This window comes from Microbispora sp. CL1-1, from assembly GCF_012034195.1.
GTDB lineage: Bacteria > Actinomycetota > Actinomycetes > Streptosporangiales > Streptosporangiaceae > Microbispora.
The window spans coordinates 157,520-173,389 of sequence record NZ_JAATEK010000008.1 but is presented as its reverse complement, the minus strand read 5'-3'; the positions used below and the strand labels follow the sequence as shown (position 1 = coordinate 173,389).

Sequence of the window (15,870 nt, the reverse complement as noted above, 5' to 3'; positions counted from 1 at the left end):
TTCCGGCGGACAGGCGGGGGCAGTCAGGACGTATGCCGCTGCTCGACACCACGCTGCTCCTGCTGCTCGAGGGCTACGCCTGGCTGCCGGCCCGTTGGCGGGAGGCCCAGGGAGTGATCGCCCAGGGAAAGATGGGCCACGGAGAGAGTGCCCAGACAGAGATGGGCCAGGCAGCGATGGCCCGCACCCGGCTGATGGGCCGGGACGCCGTCGTGCTGCGCGGGCCGGACGCCGTCAGGTTCTTCTACGACGACAACCACGTCCAGCGGGCACCCGCGCTGCCCGAGCCGATCAAGAGCACGTTGTTCGGCCACGGCGCGGTGCACACGCTCGACCAGGCCGCGCACAGGGCGCGCAAGGGCATGTTCATGTCCCTGATGACGCCGGAAAGCGTCGCCTCCCTGGTGGGCGAGGCCACCGCGGCGTGGTACGCGGCGGTGGCGACGTGGCACGGCAGGGGAGACGTCGTGCTCTTCGACGAGGCCGCCCGCGTCCTCACCCGGGGTGCGTGCCGGTGGGCGGGCATCCCGCTCGCCGAGGAGGAAACCGGGCCCCTCGCCGGCGACCTCGTCGCGCTGGTCGACGGCTTCGGGTCACCGGGCCCGCGGCACTGGCGGGCCCGCGCCGCCCGAAAGCGCCGCGAGGCGTGGCTGGCGGGACTGGTCGGGGAGGTGCGCCGCGGCGCCCTGCGGGTGCCGGACACCTCGGCGCTCGCCGTGGTCGCCCGCCACCTGGAGCCCGACGGGGAGCGGCTCGCACCCCGGATCGCCGCGGTCGAGCTGCTCAACCTGGTGCGTCCCACGGTCGCGGTGAGCTGGTTCGTCACGTTCGCCGCGCACGCGCTGCACCACTGGCAGGTCACCCGGGTCCGCCTGACCGAGGACACCGACGGCACGTACGCCGAGGCGTTCGCCCATGAGGTGCGGCGCTTCTACCCGTTCGCGCCGTTCGTGGCGGGAACGGCCGTCAAGGACCTCACCTGGAAGGGCGAGCAGATCCTGGCCGACTGGCTCGTGCTGCTCGACATCTGGGGCCAGAACCACGATCCGGCGCTCTGGCCGCACCCGTATACCTTCGACCCGCAGCGCTTCATCGGCCGAGGGATCGGCCCGTACGACCTGATCCCGCAGGGCGGGGGCGACCCGGTGACCGGCCACCGGTGCCCGGGAGAGCCGGTCGCCGTGGGCTTGCTGAAGGCCCTCGCTCCTCGACTGGCGAAGCTGGACTACACCGTGCCGGAGCAGGACCTCACCATCTCGCCCTACCGGATCCCTGCCCGGGTGGCGAGCGGCTTCGTCCTGCGGCCGGCCGGGGCGGCCGCGCCCCCCGAGACGGCGGGGGCGAAACGGCCGCGCCCGGCGGTTCATCCCTTGTAGTTGAACACCTGGCGCAGCGTGTGCCGGACCTCCACGAGGTCCTTCTGGTCCGCCATCACCTGGTCGATCGGCTTGTACGCCTCCGGGTGCTCGTCGACCAGCGCGGCGGCACGGTCGGCGTTCCAGGTCCGCCCGCGCATCGCCTCCTTGAGCGACGCCGCCGACAGCTCGCGCTTCGCCCGGCTCCGCGACATCCTGCGCCCCGCGCCGTGCGAGCAGGAGTTGTACGACAGCGGGTTGCCCCGCCCGCGCACGATGTAGGAGCGGGTGCCCATCGAGCCCGGGATCACGCCCTCGTCCCCGGTGTCCGCCTTGATCGCGCCCTTGCGGGTGATCCACAGCTCCTTGCCGTCATGGACCTCCAGCTGCGTGAAGTTGTGGTGGCAGTTGATCGTGCGGACCCGGGCGCCGGAGCCGACGACGCGGAACAGCGCATCGCTCAGCACCTTGTCCATCCGCGCCCGCGACGCCATCGCGTAGCGCTGCGCCCACAGCATGTCCTCGATGTACGCGGTGAACTCCGGGGTGCCCTGGGTGAAGTAGGCGAGGTCGTAGTCCTCCATCCCGATCCCGAGGCTGCGCATGAGCCGCTTCGCGCCGTTGATGTGCGCGGTGGCGAGCTGGTTGCCGATCCCGCGCGAGCCGGAGTGCAGCACGGTCCACACCCGGTCGCGCTCGTCGAGGCAGACCTCTACGAAGTGGTTGCCCGAGCCGAGGGTCCCGAACTGGCAGGCCACGGTGTTCTCCTGCTTGGGCGTCAGGCCGGTGTGCGGCCGGCCGAGGTCGCCGAGCGCCCGGTCCACCGCCCGGTCGTCGTGCCCCTTGCCCACTCCCGCCGGGATGCGCCGCTCCACCAGCCGCATCAGCGGGTCGAGCGAGTCGGGCAGGTCGGCGGCCGTGAGCGTGGTCTCGGTCGCGACCATGCCGCAGCCGATGTCCACGCCGACGGCGGACGGGATGATCGCGCCCTCCGTCGGGATGACGGAGCCGACCGTCGCCCCGATCCCGACGTGTGCGTCGGGCATGAGCGCGACATGATCGGGCACGAACGGCAGGCGCGCCGCCCGGGCGGCCTGGTCGATCGTCCCGTCGTCGATCTCGCTCGCCCAGGACAGCACCTTCGGGGCGATGTGCTTCGGCATGGTTGGAACTCCTTCTTGGGTCGAGATCCACTGTGCCGGGCACCGGCGGGAATCCCAACCGAATATCGAGGCGAAAGTCGTTTGCCGCCCTACCCGCCCGTCGCCCATCATGCCGGGATGAGCGACGATTCCCGGGACCGCGCCGGCCTGGACGAGGAGCAGCGGCGTCGCCGTACCGGTGACGGCCCGCCCCCGCCCGCCGGCGGCGTACGACTGCCGTGGACCGCGGTGCCCGCGCACCTGCGGCTGGCCGTCGAGCGGCACCTCGGAGATCACGTGGCCGAGGCCGTCACCCAGCCCGGCAGGTTCTCCCCGGGCGTGGCGGCCCGCCTGCGGCTCGCCGGTGGGGGCAGGGCCTTCGTCAAGGCGGTCGGGCCCGAGCCGAACCCGATCAGCCCCGGCATCCACCGAGCGGAGGCCCGGGTGGCCGCCGCGCTGCCGGCCACGGCGCCCGCGCCCCGGCTGCTCGCCTCCTTCGACGAGGACGGCTGGGTGGTCCTGCTGTTCGAGGACGTCGAGGGCCGCACCCCCGCCCAGCCCTGGACGGCGGCGGAGCTCGGCCTCGTGCTCGGCGCGGTGGCCGATCTGGCCGAGACGCTCACCCCCGCGCCCGTGGCCGTGCCGTCGGCCGGCGAGCGGCTCGCGGAGGAATACCAGGGATGGCGGCGCCTGGCTGCCGGCTCGGGCAGCCTCGGCTCTGCCGGCCTCGGCGCGGACGGCCCGGGCTCGGGTGGCCCGGGCTCGCGCGGCCTGGGTTCGGGCGGCCTGGGTTCGGGCGGGCCGGGCTCCCTGCGTCCCGGCGAGGACGGATCCGACGTGGCGTGGGCCCGGCGGCATCTGGACCGGCTGGCGGAGCTGGAGGCGGGCTGGGACCGGGCGGTGGAGGGCGACACGATGGCCCACGCCGACCTCCGGGCCGACAACCTGCTGCTCACCGCCGACGGGCGCGTCTACGTGGTGGACTGGCCCTGGGCGTGCCTGGCGGCCCCGTGGTTCGACCTCCTCGGGATGCTCCCGAGCGTGGCCATGCAGGGCGGGCCGCCGCCGGCCGAGGTCTTCGACGGCCACCCGGTCGCGGCGAAGGCGGACCCCGACGCGGTCACCGCGGTTCTCGCCGCCCAGACCGGCTACTTCCTGCAGAGGGGAAGCCTTCCCCCGCCGCCGGGCCTGCCCACGCTCCGCGCGTTCCAGCTCGCCCAGGGCCGGCAGGCCCTGGCCTGGCTGCGGCAACGGACCGGCTGGAGATGACGCCCGCGACCACCCCGTGATCGAACCGCCGTGATCGGACGGGGCGCCCGGCCCGGCCGGCCGGCGCCCGAGGGGCATGAGGGCATGGGGACCCGAGGCGCCGGAGTCTATGGCGCCGGGGTCTATGGCGCTGGGCGTCCGAGGCGCTGGGCGTCCGAGGCGCTGGGGATCCGAGGCGCTGGGCGTCCGAGGCGCTGGGGATCCGAGGCGCTGGGGATCCGAGGCGCTGGGGATCCGAGGCGCGGGGGATCTGAGGCGCGGGGGATCTGAGGCGCGGGGGATCTGAGGCACTGTGCATCTGAGGCGCTGGGCGTACGGGGCGTCGAGGTCGTGGTGAGCGACGGGGTGCGTGATCTCCGCCCGCACGTGACCCTGGATCGGGGACCGGCGGGCGCGCGTGGAACCCTGGGCGAGGGCGGCGGACGTCATGACCGGTGGGACGGCTCACCGGATCCCGGCCCCGCCCCCGCCGGTTTCACATGTGCGAGAGGAGCGCGGCGATGAACTCCGTCTCGGCCGCCGTGGGCGGTGCGGCCACCTTCGTCTGGCTCGGGATGGTGCTGGCGATCTCCTTCATCGAGGCGCCGTTGAAGTTCCGCGCGCCGGGGGTGACGATCCCGATCGGGCTCGGCATCGGCCGGCTCGTGTTCCGGGCGCTCAACGCCGCCGAGGCCGTGCTGGCCATCGTCGTGATCGTGGCGGTCGCCACCGGATCGCCGGGCCCCGTCGTGGTCGCGCTCACGGTGGTCGCCGCCGTCGTCCTGGCGATCCAGATCGCCGTCGTACGCCCGCCGCTCAACCGCAGGTCCGACCGCGTCCTGTCCGGAGAGGACCCGGCGCGGCACAGGTCGACAGCGCACCTCTACTACGTGGCCCTGGAGGTCGTGAAGGTCGTGTCGCTGCTCGCCCTCGGCTGCCTCCTCCAGGCCGCCTAGCCCCGGACCGCAGCCTGGTGAGGGGCGCGCCGCGGGCGTGCTCAGGGGCGTTTGACGACGGTGAGCAGGACCGCGCTGTCCTCCACGGCGTCGAGCGCGTGCCGGGCGTCCGGGATGGTCAGCAGGTCGCCGGAGCGTCCTTCCCAGGAGGCGTCGCCGCTGCTCAGCCGTACATGACCACGCAGCACCAGAAGGGTCGCGTCACCCGGGCTCTCGTGCTCGGCGAGGCCGGTCCCGGCCGTCAGGGCGAGCAGTGTCTGGCGCAGCGCGTGCTCGTGGCCGCCATAAACGGTGTCGGCCGCGCGCCCGCTGGACGCCGTGGCGGCGCGATCGAGGAGTTCCCCGGCACGGGCGTCGAGAGAGATCGGCTCCATGCCCATCAGTCTGCCCCGCGTTCCGCCCGCCGCTCCGGAAAGGTGATGGCCGTGCCGGAGACATGGTCGTTAAGCTGGGTTTCGCACACGAAAACGCGGTCCCGGTCGGTAGCCCGGGCACCCGCCGCTCTCGGTTCCGACCGGTGCCGGCGGTCTTGTATCCGCCTCTCGTGTCCCCCTCGGGGCGCCTCGGAGGATGTCCGGTGTGCCGGAAAGCGGCTTCGCCAAGCCGCCTGTCGGCATACCTGTGGAGGCATCGTGGTGTCCCTGTCCGTCTACTTCGAGAACCCGTTCTGGGTGGGCGTCCTGGAGATCGTCGAAGGTGGCGAGCTTCGCGCGACCCGGTTCGTGCTCGGCTCCGAGCCCACCGACCCCGAGCTGTACGCGTTCCTCATGCGGCACGGAGTCGCCCTGCTCGAACGCGCCGAGGCGGCCCCCGCCGTACCCGTGGAGGAGCGCGGGGACCGGCGGGTCAATCCCAAGCGGGCGGCCAAGCTCGCCGCCCGTGCGGCGGCCCGGGTCACGCGGCGTGGCACGGCGGCCCAGGAGGCGCTGCGGCTCGAAATGGAGAACGCCAAGGGAGCGGCGCGGGTGAACCGGCGTGAGCGGGAGCGCGCGCTGGCCGAGCACCGCCGCGAGGTGGCCCGGAGCAAGCGGATCGAGCGCCGTCGCGACCGCTGATCGCGAGGGATCCGTTCCGTCCCGGAGTGGGGGAATCACGGCGGGGCGGCCGAGGTTGTCGCCATCATGACGGCAGGGCTTAGGCTTGAGGCTCTCTGGGGTTGGAGGTCCTCACGTGCTGGTTGACTCGTTCGGCCGGGTCGCGACCGATCTGAGGGTGTCGCTGACCGACCGGTGCAACCTGCGATGCTCCTATTGCATGCCGCCCGAGGGCCTCGACTGGCTGCCCAAGCCCGAGCTGCTCACCGGCGAGGAGATCGTCCGCCTGGTGACGATCGGCGTGGAGCGGCTCGGCATCCGGGAGGTCCGCTTCACCGGTGGCGAGCCGCTGCTGCGGCGGGAGCTGCCCGAGATCGTGGCCGCGACCGCCGCGCTGCGCCCGCGTCCCCAGGTGTCGCTGACGACCAACGGCATCGGCCTGGCCCGCCTGGCGGAGCCGCTCGCCCAGGCCGGTCTCGACCGCGTCAACGTCTCGCTGGACACGCTGGACCGCGACGTGTTCGTACGGCTGGCGCACCGGGACCGGCTCCGCGACGTGCTGGACGGGCTCGCCGCGGCCACGGCGGCGGGACTCACGCCGGTCAAGGTCAACGCGGTGCTGATGCGCGGCGTCAACGAGCACGAGGCCGCTCCGCTGCTGCGCTACTGCATCGACCAGGGATATGAACTGCGCTTCATCGAGCAGATGCCGCTCGACGCCCAGCACGGCTGGCGCCGCGACGACATGATCACGGCCGACGAGATCCTCGGGCTGCTGAAGGACTCCTTCGACCTCACCGAAGACGACCCGCGCGAGCGGGGCAGCGCGCCCGCCGAGCTGTTCCTGGTGAACGGCGGCCCGCACCGGGTGGGCGTGATCGGCTCGGTCACCCGGCCGTTCTGCGGCGCCTGCGACCGCGTCCGGATCACCGCCGACGGCCAGGTCCGCAACTGCCTGTTCGCCACCGAGGAATCAGACCTGCGTACGGCCCTGCGCTCGGGCGCCACGGACGAGGAACTGACGGCGCGGTGGGTCGCGGCGGTGCGGGGGAAGCGGGCCGGGCACGGCATCGACGACCCCGCGTTCCTCCAGCCGGCCCGCCCGATGTCGGCCATCGGCGGCTGACGGGCCGGCAAGAGAGCACCCGTGCGTCCCCGTTCCGGAACCGGCGACGGCGAGGCCGCCTGCCCGCCGCCGTACGACGCCGTGATCCTGGCGGGCGGCCGGGCCGAGCGGCTCGGCGGGGCGGACAAGCCGGGCGCGCTCGTCGGCGGGCTGCCCCTCGTCGAACGGGTGGCCGCGGCGGTCCGCGACGCCCGCGCGGTGGTCGTGGTGGGCCCGACCAGGGACATGCCGGGTGTGCTGTTCACCCGTGAGGACCCGCCGGGCGTCGGGCCGGTGCCGGCGCTGCGCGCCGGGCTCGCCGTGGTGACGTCCCCGCTGGTCGTGCTGCTCGCCGCCGACCTGCCGTTCGTCGTCGCCGGGCACGTCGGGGCGCTCCTCGCGGCCGTGCCCGGCGACGGCGCGGGCGCGGTGCTCGTGGACGACGAGGGGCGTGAGCAGTGGCTCACCGGCGCGTGGCGGACGGCCGCTCTGCGGGACGCGCTCGGCGCGTACGCGGGGCGGTCGCTGCGCGGGGTGCTCGGCCCGCTGGGGCCGGTGCCCGTGCGCCCGCCGGTGGCGCCCGGGGAGATCCCGCCGTGGTTCGATTGCGACACCGACGACGATCTGCGCGCCGCCCGCGAGCGGGCCGGAGAGCGCGGGTGAGGGGAGTGCGCGTGAACGTGCTGGAGGAATGGACGGCCCTGGTCTGCCGTGAGCTGGGCATCGATCCCGCGCGGGTGGACCGGACCGCGGTGCTCGACCTGACCAGGGATGTGGCGCACGGAGTGGCGCGGCCCGCCGCCCCGCTGACCGCCTACCTGATGGGGCTGGCGCAGGGGGCGGGCTCCGCGCCGCCGGATGTGGTGGAGCGGCTGTCCCGGATGGCGAAGGACTGGGCGGACGTGAACGCGGAGCGGAAGGAGACCACCGACACCCCCGGCTCCTGACGCCGGCTTCCACGGCCCCGGCGCGCCGCGTGGAGGGGAAGGGCGGGCGCCGGGGGCCGTTCGGCGGAAGGGCCGTCCCCGCCGGGGACGACCGCGACGGCCGGTCCGTGAGGCCCGTACGAATTCTTCGGAAAAGGGCGACGCCGGGTGGTTACGGGGGCAAACCACCCGGCGTCGCTTCATCGGCGTTCCGACGGGGGCCCGGAACGCCGGCACCAGCGCTCCGACGGGGGACCAGAGCGCTTGGCTAAACTGTACACCTCCAACCCATGGGTTGCGTCAAGACTTTGTCACGACCCGATCTCGCGTCGATGGCGTGGTATCTCGTTTTGGTTAGACGAGGTCAAGTCAGGGGGCGGAGGAGGCTCGTGACCTCTCTGATTGGCCCCGATAACGGCAAGGTATGGCAAAAGAACGGCCCCCGCGACGAACAGGGCCTTGACGGGCCAGGGGGCGGGTACCGCCACGGCCAGAATGAGGCACACGAGGCGGATGCCCATCTTGATGAGGTAGCTGATTTCCCGCTTGCGCACGTCGTCGGTCAGCGACGGCTGGGCGTCCGTCACCTGGTGAACGACCGGGCGGTCTTTTCGCAACCTGCGCCATGGATTCACGATTTCCACGGTAGACCCCGAGGGGGGCGGGGGCGACGCCCGCACGGCGATACGATCATGTGAGACGCACAGCCAGGAGGACGTGATGTCGGACCGCACCTATCGGGTGACCGAGATAGTGGGCACCTCGGCCGAGAGCGTCGAGCAGGCCATCCGCAACGGCGTCAGGCGGGCCGCCCAGACGCTTCGGCATCTTGACTGGTTCGAGGTGACCGAAGTGCGCGGGCACATCGTGGACGGCGAGGTGGCCCATTTCCAGGTCGGCATGAAGGTCGGCTTCCGCCTGGAGGACGCCGAATAAGGGCCCGAGGACGCCGGGCAAGACCGGCGTCCATGCTCGGCCCCCTGCTGAGGGGGAGGGGTCCGCGCGGTGCCGTCCGGGAGCGGGATCTCGCCGGAGGTCTCGCCCTTGCCGGCGCGGACGATGACGTTCCCTTCGCGTGCCGGGAGTGGGACGCCGCCGGCGCCTGCCGGACCCGAACATGACGGATGCGGCGTCCATGCGTGCCTCGTCGATCAGGATCGCGGCAAGCACTGGCCACCGATGTGGCCGGCGGCGACATCGACCATGCGGTCACCCGCAAGCTCCTGCGCCCGGCCACGGCCGCCTCGACGCCGCCGATGAAGTGGGAGCGCCTCGGGGTCTTCGGGCATCGACCGGTGTGACACCACGGCCACGATCGCCGCCGGATTTCGGCGTACCAGGTCGGCGTGCGCCCGGCGAACGCCCCGTGCTCAAGGCCGAAGCGAGCCTGATCGAAGTGGCCCGTGTCCGGCGCGTCCCGCCCCGGGCGCGGCGGCATCCCGGCTCGCGGCCGGCTCCCGGAGAGACATGGCCGTCAAGATGTCACATATGTTGATCTCGGCCGCACTCGAAGCCCTGCTGGGCTGTCCATTCTGGACGTACGGCGACGCCGACGTGATGGCAGGGCTCGACTCTGCCAATAGACAGACATAGGCAAACTTATTAAGCTTCTTTCGCATCATGAGCCGTCGGTCATCCGGCCGATCGGAGGGCCGAGGTGAGGAACAAGCCATGCGCGCGATTGAGTACGACCGGTTCGGGGGCTACGACGTACTGGAGCTCCGGGAAAGGCCCCTGCCGGTGCCTGCCGGGGGGCAGGTGCTCGTCAGGATGTCGGTGGCCGGGGTCAACCCGCTGGACGAGACGGTGCGTGCGGGAAAACTCGCACCCGCCCTGCACAAGCCGCTGCCGATCCGGCCGGGCGGCTTCGGCGTGGGACGGGTCGAAGACCCCGGCGCCTCGGGACTGGCCGCGGGGATGAGGTCATCGACCTCACCCGCGAGTCGCTGCGCGAAGGGGTCGCGCGGCTGACCGACGGCAAGGGCGTGGACGTCGTGCTGGACGGCGTCGGAGGTTCGGTCACCGGGGAGGCACTCGGCTCGTTGGCCGTGGGCGGCACCCTCGTCAGCATCGGTTACGCGGCCGGAATGCGTGCCGAGATCAACGTGACCGACCTGATCTGGAAGAACGCCCACATCCACGGATTCCGCTTCGCCCTGTTCACCCCCGAGCAGGTCAACGCCGCCAACGCGGCCTGCTCGACCTGGTCGCGCAGGGCGAGCTCCACCCGAAGGTGGCGCAGGTCCTCCCGCTGGAGAAGGCCGCCGAGGCGCAGCGCCTCCTCGCCGAGAGCGGCCCCTTCGGCCGCATCCTGCTCGCTTTGTGACCCAGCGCGCCGCACCAGGGCGAGGCCGTGCCGGGGCGACGCCGCACCAGGGTGAGGCCGCACCAGGGTGAGGTCGCGCCGGGGTGAGGTCGCGCCAGGGCGAGGCCGTGACAGGGTGGCACGGGGTCGTATGCCACAGCACCAAGGGAGGACCTGACGGGCCCGCCGGTAGTGCGGACACGTTCGTTAAGATCCGCGGACACACCATGTCGGTGCTACGTGACGCCAGGGGATGTCCGGTCCCCGGAGAAAGGACGACGCCATGACGTGGCCGGCCACCGAGCGCTACGCCTTGGAACCTGCTCCCGGCGGTCTCGCGTTCGTCCAGGACCTGCTCAACACCTCGCCCGCCGGCAGGCCGCGCCATGCCGACTGGTTCGACGACCCCGCCACCGCGCGGACGTGGTTGAGCGAGGCGCTCGCCCAGTGGAGCACCGCTACCGGCCGGCCCGCTCCTGCCGTGGACCTCGCCGATCGTGACTGCGAGGCGCTGCGGGATCTGCGATGGGCTCTGCGCAGGCTTCTCTCCGATCAGGGCGACGGCGCCGAGGCCGTGTCCGCGCAGGTCCTGGCCGCCCTTCCCACCTTGTCCGTCTCGATGCAGGTCGACGAGCACGGCACCGTCGTCGCGGAACCTTCGGGCACCGGATGGCGGAAGGTCGCATCGCTCGTGCTGATCGAATGCCTCCAGGCCCAGCAGACCGACCAGTGGCGGCGGCTGAAGGTATGCCGCAACGAGCGCTGCGATTGTGCGTTCTACGACCGTTCACGCAACAACAGCGGCGTCTGGCATGACGTACGGGTCTGCGGCAACGCCGCGAACCTGCGCGCCTACCGAGCCCGCAAGCGGGAACAGGCCGTCTCCGGCGAGTGACCCCCGCGCCATCCTCTGCGCCATCGGCGGCCGAGCAACGGGGCGCCCGCCGCGGCCGCCATCCCGAGCACCACCCCCGCGCCCGACCACCGCCCCCACTCGTGCGCCTCGGACGACGCCGCGGATCACCGTCGGCAGGGCGCTGCCGCGGCCCTGCCGATCGGCACTTCGGCGGGTTCTCTCTCGTACGTTCTCGCAGGGCCGCCTGTCGTTCGGCGAGCGTACAGGGCCCGAGCGCCTTCGAAAGGTACGGCCGGCCGCCGCCCTAGCTGGCCTGGCTGACCGTCGACATGTTGAAGTCGGGCACCCGGACCGGTGGCATGACGGCGCGGGTGAACCAGTCGTTCCACTCGCGCGGCAGCGTCTGCTCGCTCGGGCCCACCTCGCTGAGGCGGCCGAGCAGGTCGACCGGCGACTCGTTGAAGCGGAAGTTGTTGACCTCGCCCACGACCTCGCCGTTCTCGACCAGGTAGACGCCGTCCCTGGTCAGGCCGGTCAGCAGCAGCGACTGCGGATCGACCTCGCGGATGTACCACAGGCAGGTCAGCAGCAGGCCCCGCTCGGTCGAGGCGATCATCTGCTCCAGCGAGCGCCCGTCCTCCGGTCCCGTCATGATCAGGTTGTCGATCTGCGGGGTGGCGGCGAGCCCGGTCAGCTCGGCGGAGTGCCGGGTCTGCACGAGGTTGGCCAGCGTGCCGTCGCTGATCCACTCCGTGCGGCCCAGGGGCAGGCCGTTGTCGAACACCGACTGCTCCCGGCCTGAGGAGTGCGCGACGACGAAAGGCGCGCACTCGACGCCGGCCCGCGCCGGATCGCTGTACAGCGACACCGGCAGCGTCGAGAGCCGCTCGCCCACGCGGGTGCCGCCGCCGGGCTTGGAGAACACCGTGCGGCCGTCGGCGGCGTCGCGTGCGCCGGCCGACCAGTACAGGTAGATCATCAGGTCGGAGACCGCCGTCGGCGGCAGGAGCGTCTCGTAGCGGCCCGGCTCCAGACTGATCCGCCGCTTGGCCCAGTCGAGCCGCCGGGTGAGCGTCTCGTCGAGGGCGGCCACGTCCACGTCGGAGAAGTCGCGGGTGGCCACGCCCGTCCACGCCGAGCGCGTCATGTCCGCGGACTTGGCGTTCAGTTCGAGCCGCCCGGTGGGCTGGTCGTGACGCAGCCGCAGGCCGGTGGACGAGCCCACGAACGTCGAGGTCATGCTGTGCTCGGCGAAGCCGTACAGCCTGCGTCCGGAGGCGTCGGCGGCGGCGAACGCCTCGCCGAGCGCGGGGGCGAACCCCCCGAAAACGTCGATGGAGGTCGGCTCCACCGGGCGCTCCCAGCCCTCTCCGGCGACGCCCTCCACGAGGGGCCGGGCGTCCTCGGACGGCTGGGCCTCCCGCGCGGCGCGGTCCGCCGCGGCCACCACGTCCGCGAGCTGGTCGGCCCGTACGGCGGAGCGCGAGACGACCCCCACCCCGGCGCCCACGACGGAGATCACGGTGAGCCGGGACGAGCGCGCGACCCCGTTGGTCGTCAGCGTGTTGCCGGCGAAGCGCAGGTTGGCGGTGGAGCCCTCGTCCACGATGACGACGCAGGCGTCGGCCTCGCTCAGAGCGAGCGCCCGCTCCACCGTCTCCTGCGGTGTGGTCACCCGGTCGCTCACTTGCTGCCACCCTCCTGGACGGTGTTGAGGATCCGTACGCCGCGGAACAGGGCCGCGGGGGCGCCGTGGCTGACCGGCGCGACCTGGCCAGGCTGGCCCTTGCCGCAGTTGAAGGCGCCGCCGAGCACGTACGTCTCCGGGCCGCCGACGGCCTCCATGGAGCGCCAGAAGTCGGTCGTGGTCGCCTGGTAGGCCACGTCGCGCAGCTGCCCGGCGAGGCGGCCGTTCTCGATCTTGTAGAAGCGCTGCCCGGTGAATTGAAAATTGTAGCGCTGCATGTCGATCGACCAGCTCTTGTCGCCGACGATGTAGATCCCGCGCGCGACCCGGGAGATCAGCTCGTCGGTGGACGGGCCGTCCGCGGCGGGCTGGAGCGACACGTTGGCCATCCGCTGGATCGGCACATGCCCGGGGGAATCGGCGAACGCGCAGCCGTTCGACCTCCCGAGGCCCTTCAGCAGTGCCATCCGCCGGTCGAGCTGGTAGCCCACCAGCGTGCCCTCGCGGACGATGTCGAACGACTGACCGGCCACGCCCTCGTCGTCCCAGCCCACGGTGGCCAGGCCGTGCTCGACCGTGCGGTCGCCCGTGACGTTCATCACCGGCGAGCCGTAGTGGAGGCTGCCGAGCTGGTCGAAGGTGGCGAAGGAGGTGCCCGCGTAGGCCGCCTCGTAGCCGAGCGCCCGGTCGAGCTCGGTCGCGTGGCCGATCGACTCGTGGATGGTCAGCCACAGGTTCGACGGGTCGATCACCAGGTCGTACGTGCCGGCCTCGACCGAGGGCGCCTTGAGCTTCTCGTCCAGCAGGTCGGGGATCTCGGCCAGCTCGGCGGGGAAGTCCCAGCCGGTGCCGGTCAGGTATTCGTACCCCCGGCCGGCCGGGGGAGCGAGCGTGCGCATGTCGTCGAACCTGTCGCCGTCGGCCCGCATCGCCGTCAGGACCGGGTGCAGCCGCACGCGCTGCTGCGTGGTGACCGTGCCGGCCGTGTCGGCGTAGAACTTCTGCTCCTTGACCTGCATGAGCGAGGCCGAGACGTGGTCGACCCTGCCGAGCAGGCCGGACGACCACTCGGCCAGCAGCGCCGCCTTGTCCGGCAACGGCACGTCGAACGGGTCGATCTCGTAGGACGACACCCAGGTCACGTCGTCGTACACCGGCTCGGGGGCGAGCTCCACCGGCTCACGGTTGATGGGCGCGCTGACCGCCGCCACCCGCACGGCCTCCTCGGCGGCCCGGGCCGCCGCCTCCGGGGTCAGCTCGATCCCGGACGCGAAGCCCCATGTGCCATCCTTGATCACCCGTACGGCGAAGCCGAGGTCGTCGGCGTCCGAGGAGCCTTCGAGCCGGGCGTCGAACAGGCGCAGCGTCTCGGCGCGTACGCGTTCGAGCCGGAACGAGGCGTGCTCGGCTCCCAGGTCACGGGCGCGCTGCAGGGCCGCGTCCGCCAGCCGCCGCAGCGGCAGGACGAGAAAGTCGGGGTCGATCTGGCGCATGTCCACGATCCTAACCCTGTGATCTTGTGCCCTGCGGACAAGTGGACTACCCCCAAGTAGCCGATACGGTCGGTCGCATGGTTCGCTCTGTTCTCGTCACCGGCGGAAATCGCGGCATCGGCCTCGCGATCGCCCGTGAGCTGTCCGCCGCGGGAGACGCCGTCGCCGTCACCTACCGTTCCGGCGAGCCCCCGGAGGGGCTGTTCGGAGTTCGCTGCGATGTGACGAGCTCCGCCGACGTCGACGCCGCCTTCGAGAAGGCCGAGGCCGAGCACGGCCCCGTCGAGGTCGTCGTCGCCAACGCGGGGATCACCAAGGACACGCTGCTGCCGATGATGAAGGAGGAGACCTTCACCGACGTCATCGACACGAACCTGACCGGCGCCTACCGCGTCGCCAAGCGCGCCGTGCGGCCCATGCTGCGCATGCGGCGCGGGCGCATCATCCTGATCTCCTCCGTCGTCGGCCTGTCCGGCTCGGCCGGCCAGACCAACTACGCCGCCTCCAAGGCCGGCCTGGTCGGCTTCGGCCGGTCGCTGGCCCGCGAGCTCGGCTCGCGCGGCATCACGGTCAACGTGGTCGCGCCCGGGTTCGTGCAGACCGACATGACCGCGGTGCTCGACGAGGCGCAGCAGGAGCAGATCCGCAAGAGCATCCCGCTCGGGCGGCAGGCGCAGGCCGAGGAGATCGCCCGGGTCGTCAGGTTCCTGGCGAGCGACGACGCCTCCTACATCACCGGGGCGGTCATCCCCGTCGACGGCGGCCTCGGCATGGGCCACTGAGCCCGACACCCGACTGACTGGAGCTGGACATGGGTTTGCTGGACGGGAAGCGACTGCTGGTCACCGGCGTCCTCACCGACGCGTCGATCGCCTTCAACGTGGCCAAGCTGGCCCAGGAGGAGGGCGCCCAGGTCGTGCTGACCGGCTTCGGCCGCCTCAGCCTGGTCGAGCGCATCGCCAAGCGGCTGCCCGAGCCGCCGCCGGTGATCGAGCTGGACGTCCAGAACAACGAGCACCTCGACACGCTCGCCGACCGCGTCGGCGCGCACCTCGACGGGCTGGACGGGGTCGTCCACTCGATCGGGTTCGCCCCGCAGACCTGCCTGGGCGGCAACTTCCTCAACACCTCCTGGGAGGACGTCGCCACGGCGGTCCACGTCTCGACGTACTCGTTCAAGTCGCTCGCCGTCGCGTGCCTGCCGCTGATGAAGGAGGGCGGCGCGATCGTCGGCCTCGACTTCGACGCCACCAAGGCGTGGCCGGTCTACGACTGGATGGGCGTGGCCAAGGCCGGGCTGGAGTCGTGCTCCCGCTATCTCGCCCGTGACCTGGGCAAGCACGGCATCCGGGTCAACCTCGTCGCCGCCGGTCCGCTGCGCACGATGGCGGCCAAGAGCATCCCCGGGTTCAAGGAGTTCGAGGACTCCTGGCCGGAGCGCGCGCCGCTCGGCTGGGACCTGGCCGACACCGCCCCCGCCGCCAAGGCGTGCGTCGCGCTGATGTCCGACTGGTTCCCCGCCACCACCGGCGAGATCGTCCACGTCGACGGCGGCGTGCACGCGATGGGCGCCTGACGGCACCCCCTCTCGCGACATCCCGCCTTCATCGTCAGGCGGGCGTACGGGCCGCGGCAGGCGAATCTTGCCGCGGCCCGTTCCTGCGCTTAGCATCTGGGCGTGTCTGACGCTCGCGGTTCTCCGCGGTGAGCAGGAGCCGTCAGACGCGAGCGTGGTGCCCGGGCCTCCCCGTCCCCGTACGCCC

The 15,870-nt window shown here is 72.3% G+C and carries 19 protein-coding genes; 13 read left to right on the top strand and 6 right to left on the bottom strand.

All coding sequences use genetic code 11. The features are described 5' to 3' along the window. The first annotated feature begins 32 nt into the window (after window positions 1-32). A complete protein-coding gene (locus HCK04_RS13030; protein ID WP_142647429.1) occupies window positions 33-1,376 on the top strand; it encodes a cytochrome P450 in 1,344 nt (447 codons plus the stop codon). Here the strand turns inward: HCK04_RS13030 and HCK04_RS13025 are convergent. Beyond that, entirely contained in the window at window positions 1,364-2,518 is a 1,155-nt protein-coding gene (locus HCK04_RS13025) for an RtcB family protein (RefSeq protein WP_142647428.1), read from the bottom strand. The two genes, HCK04_RS13030 and HCK04_RS13025, sit on opposite strands and share 13 nt — an antisense overlap. A gap of 117 nt (window positions 2,519-2,635) precedes the next feature. Here HCK04_RS13025 and HCK04_RS13020 point away from each other — a divergent pair, with 117 nt between their 5' ends. Continuing rightward, window positions 2,636-3,766 (top strand): phosphotransferase, encoded by a 1,131-nt coding sequence (locus tag HCK04_RS13020; protein ID WP_205830165.1) that lies wholly within the window; start codon window positions 2,636-2,638, stop codon window positions 3,764-3,766. Window positions 3,767-4,266: 500 nt separating this feature from the next. Beyond that, the gene (locus HCK04_RS13015; protein WP_142647427.1) at window positions 4,267-4,701 is read left to right on the top strand and encodes a hypothetical protein; all 435 of its coding nucleotides are present in this window, start codon (window positions 4,267-4,269) and stop codon (window positions 4,699-4,701) included. 41 nt (window positions 4,702-4,742) lie between these two features. Here the strand turns inward: HCK04_RS13015 and HCK04_RS13010 are convergent, their stop codons facing one another. Further along, complete coding sequence (locus HCK04_RS13010) at window positions 4,743-5,075, bottom strand: cupin domain-containing protein (protein ID WP_142647426.1); 333 nt, start codon at window positions 5,073-5,075, stop codon at window positions 4,743-4,745. Window positions 5,076-5,333: 258 nt separating this feature from the next. On the opposite strand from HCK04_RS13010, the gene HCK04_RS13005 reads away from it, so the two are divergent. The 4 genes from HCK04_RS13005 (at window position 5,334) to HCK04_RS12990 (ending at window position 7,787) form a co-directional block, all read left to right on the top strand. After that, on the top strand, window positions 5,334-5,756 hold the full coding sequence (locus HCK04_RS13005; protein ID WP_168065886.1) for a YjdF family protein: 423 nt from the start codon (window positions 5,334-5,336) through the stop codon (window positions 5,754-5,756). 115 nt (window positions 5,757-5,871) lie between these two features. Beyond that, window positions 5,872-6,861, top strand: a complete 990-nt coding sequence (gene moaA, locus HCK04_RS13000; RefSeq protein WP_142647424.1) for a GTP 3',8-cyclase MoaA — start codon at window positions 5,872-5,874, stop codon at window positions 6,859-6,861. Between the two features lie 21 nt (window positions 6,862-6,882). Further along, a complete protein-coding gene (locus HCK04_RS12995) occupies window positions 6,883-7,503 on the top strand; it encodes an NTP transferase domain-containing protein (protein WP_142647423.1) in 621 nt (206 codons plus the stop codon). A gap of 11 nt (window positions 7,504-7,514) precedes the next feature. Continuing rightward, the gene (locus HCK04_RS12990) at window positions 7,515-7,787 is read left to right on the top strand and encodes a DUF6457 domain-containing protein (RefSeq protein WP_142647422.1); all 273 of its coding nucleotides are present in this window, start codon (window positions 7,515-7,517) and stop codon (window positions 7,785-7,787) included. A gap of 290 nt (window positions 7,788-8,077) precedes the next feature. On the opposite strand, the gene HCK04_RS12985 is transcribed toward HCK04_RS12990, so the two are convergent. Beyond that, a complete protein-coding gene (locus tag HCK04_RS12985) occupies window positions 8,078-8,401 on the bottom strand; it encodes a DUF3099 domain-containing protein (RefSeq protein ID WP_244312568.1) in 324 nt (107 codons plus the stop codon). An 85-nt stretch (window positions 8,402-8,486) separates the two neighbouring features. Between HCK04_RS12985 and HCK04_RS12980 the strand changes: the two genes are divergently transcribed. The 3 genes from HCK04_RS12980 (at window position 8,487) to HCK04_RS41035 (ending at window position 9,737) form a co-directional block, all read left to right on the top strand. Further along, window positions 8,487-8,702: a dodecin gene (locus tag HCK04_RS12980; RefSeq protein ID WP_142618849.1), complete on the top strand. Its 216-nt coding sequence runs from the start codon at window positions 8,487-8,489 to the stop codon at window positions 8,700-8,702. A 203-nt stretch (window positions 8,703-8,905) separates the two neighbouring features. After that, window positions 8,906-9,067: a hypothetical protein gene (locus tag HCK04_RS41040; RefSeq protein WP_185948965.1), complete on the top strand. Its 162-nt coding sequence runs from the start codon at window positions 8,906-8,908 to the stop codon at window positions 9,065-9,067. Window positions 9,068-9,437: 370 nt separating this feature from the next. Then, window positions 9,438-9,737 (top strand): alcohol dehydrogenase catalytic domain-containing protein, encoded by a 300-nt coding sequence (locus HCK04_RS41035; protein WP_205830163.1) that lies wholly within the window; start codon window positions 9,438-9,440, stop codon window positions 9,735-9,737. Window positions 9,738-9,840: 103 nt separating this feature from the next. On the opposite strand, the gene HCK04_RS42255 is transcribed toward HCK04_RS41035, so the two are convergent. Continuing rightward, window positions 9,841-10,155: a hypothetical protein gene (locus HCK04_RS42255; protein WP_240971352.1), complete on the bottom strand. Its 315-nt coding sequence runs from the start codon at window positions 10,153-10,155 to the stop codon at window positions 9,841-9,843. Window positions 10,156-10,354: 199 nt separating this feature from the next. Here HCK04_RS42255 and HCK04_RS12965 point away from each other — a divergent pair, with 199 nt between their 5' ends. Then, the gene (locus HCK04_RS12965) at window positions 10,355-10,966 is read left to right on the top strand and encodes a CGNR zinc finger domain-containing protein (RefSeq protein WP_142647421.1); all 612 of its coding nucleotides are present in this window, start codon (window positions 10,355-10,357) and stop codon (window positions 10,964-10,966) included. A 265-nt stretch (window positions 10,967-11,231) separates the two neighbouring features. Here the strand turns inward: HCK04_RS12965 and HCK04_RS12960 are convergent, their stop codons facing one another. After that, window positions 11,232-12,614, bottom strand: coding sequence for a metallopeptidase TldD-related protein (locus HCK04_RS12960; protein ID WP_142647420.1), 1,383 nt, complete (start codon window positions 12,612-12,614; stop codon window positions 11,232-11,234). Beyond that, window positions 12,611-14,107: a TldD/PmbA family protein gene (locus tag HCK04_RS12955; protein ID WP_142647419.1), complete on the bottom strand. Its 1,497-nt coding sequence runs from the start codon at window positions 14,105-14,107 to the stop codon at window positions 12,611-12,613. The genes HCK04_RS12960 and HCK04_RS12955 overlap by 4 nt, the downstream gene beginning before the upstream one ends. A gap of 77 nt (window positions 14,108-14,184) precedes the next feature. Here HCK04_RS12955 and fabG point away from each other — a divergent pair, with 77 nt between their 5' ends. Both fabG and fabI read left to right on the top strand, forming a co-directional pair. Continuing rightward, window positions 14,185-14,889 (top strand): 3-oxoacyl-[acyl-carrier-protein] reductase, encoded by a 705-nt coding sequence (gene fabG, locus HCK04_RS12950; protein WP_142647418.1) that lies wholly within the window; start codon window positions 14,185-14,187, stop codon window positions 14,887-14,889. 29 nt (window positions 14,890-14,918) lie between these two features. Continuing rightward, the gene (gene fabI, locus HCK04_RS12945) at window positions 14,919-15,683 is read left to right on the top strand and encodes an enoyl-ACP reductase FabI (protein WP_142647417.1); all 765 of its coding nucleotides are present in this window, start codon (window positions 14,919-14,921) and stop codon (window positions 15,681-15,683) included. Window positions 15,684-15,870 lie beyond the last annotated feature (187 nt).

Bases quoted from the DNA above. Each gene is read 5' to 3' on its own strand.
- HCK04_RS41035 (WP_205830163.1), top strand. From the start codon at position 9,438: ATGCGCGCGATTGAGTACGACCGGTTCGGGGGCTACGACGTACTGGAG.
- HCK04_RS12965 (WP_142647421.1), top strand. From the start codon at position 10,355: ATGACGTGGCCGGCCACCGAGCGCTACGCCTTGGAACCTGCTCCCGGC.
- HCK04_RS13020 (WP_205830165.1), top strand. From the start codon at position 2,636: ATGAGCGACGATTCCCGGGACCGCGCCGGCCTGGACGAGGAGCAGCGG.
- HCK04_RS13015 (WP_142647427.1), top strand. From the start codon at position 4,267: ATGAACTCCGTCTCGGCCGCCGTGGGCGGTGCGGCCACCTTCGTCTGG.
- fabG (WP_142647418.1), top strand. From the start codon at position 14,185: ATGGTTCGCTCTGTTCTCGTCACCGGCGGAAATCGCGGCATCGGCCTC.
- HCK04_RS12980 (WP_142618849.1), top strand. From the start codon at position 8,487: ATGTCGGACCGCACCTATCGGGTGACCGAGATAGTGGGCACCTCGGCC.
- HCK04_RS12955 (WP_142647419.1), bottom strand. From the start codon at position 14,107: ATGCGCCAGATCGACCCCGACTTTCTCGTCCTGCCGCTGCGGCGGCTG.
- HCK04_RS13030 (WP_142647429.1), top strand. From the start codon at position 33: ATGCCGCTGCTCGACACCACGCTGCTCCTGCTGCTCGAGGGCTACGCC.
- HCK04_RS13010 (WP_142647426.1), bottom strand. From the start codon at position 5,075: ATGGAGCCGATCTCTCTCGACGCCCGTGCCGGGGAACTCCTCGATCGC.
- fabI (WP_142647417.1), top strand. From the start codon at position 14,919: ATGGGTTTGCTGGACGGGAAGCGACTGCTGGTCACCGGCGTCCTCACC.
- HCK04_RS13025 (WP_142647428.1), bottom strand. From the start codon at position 2,518: ATGCCGAAGCACATCGCCCCGAAGGTGCTGTCCTGGGCGAGCGAGATC.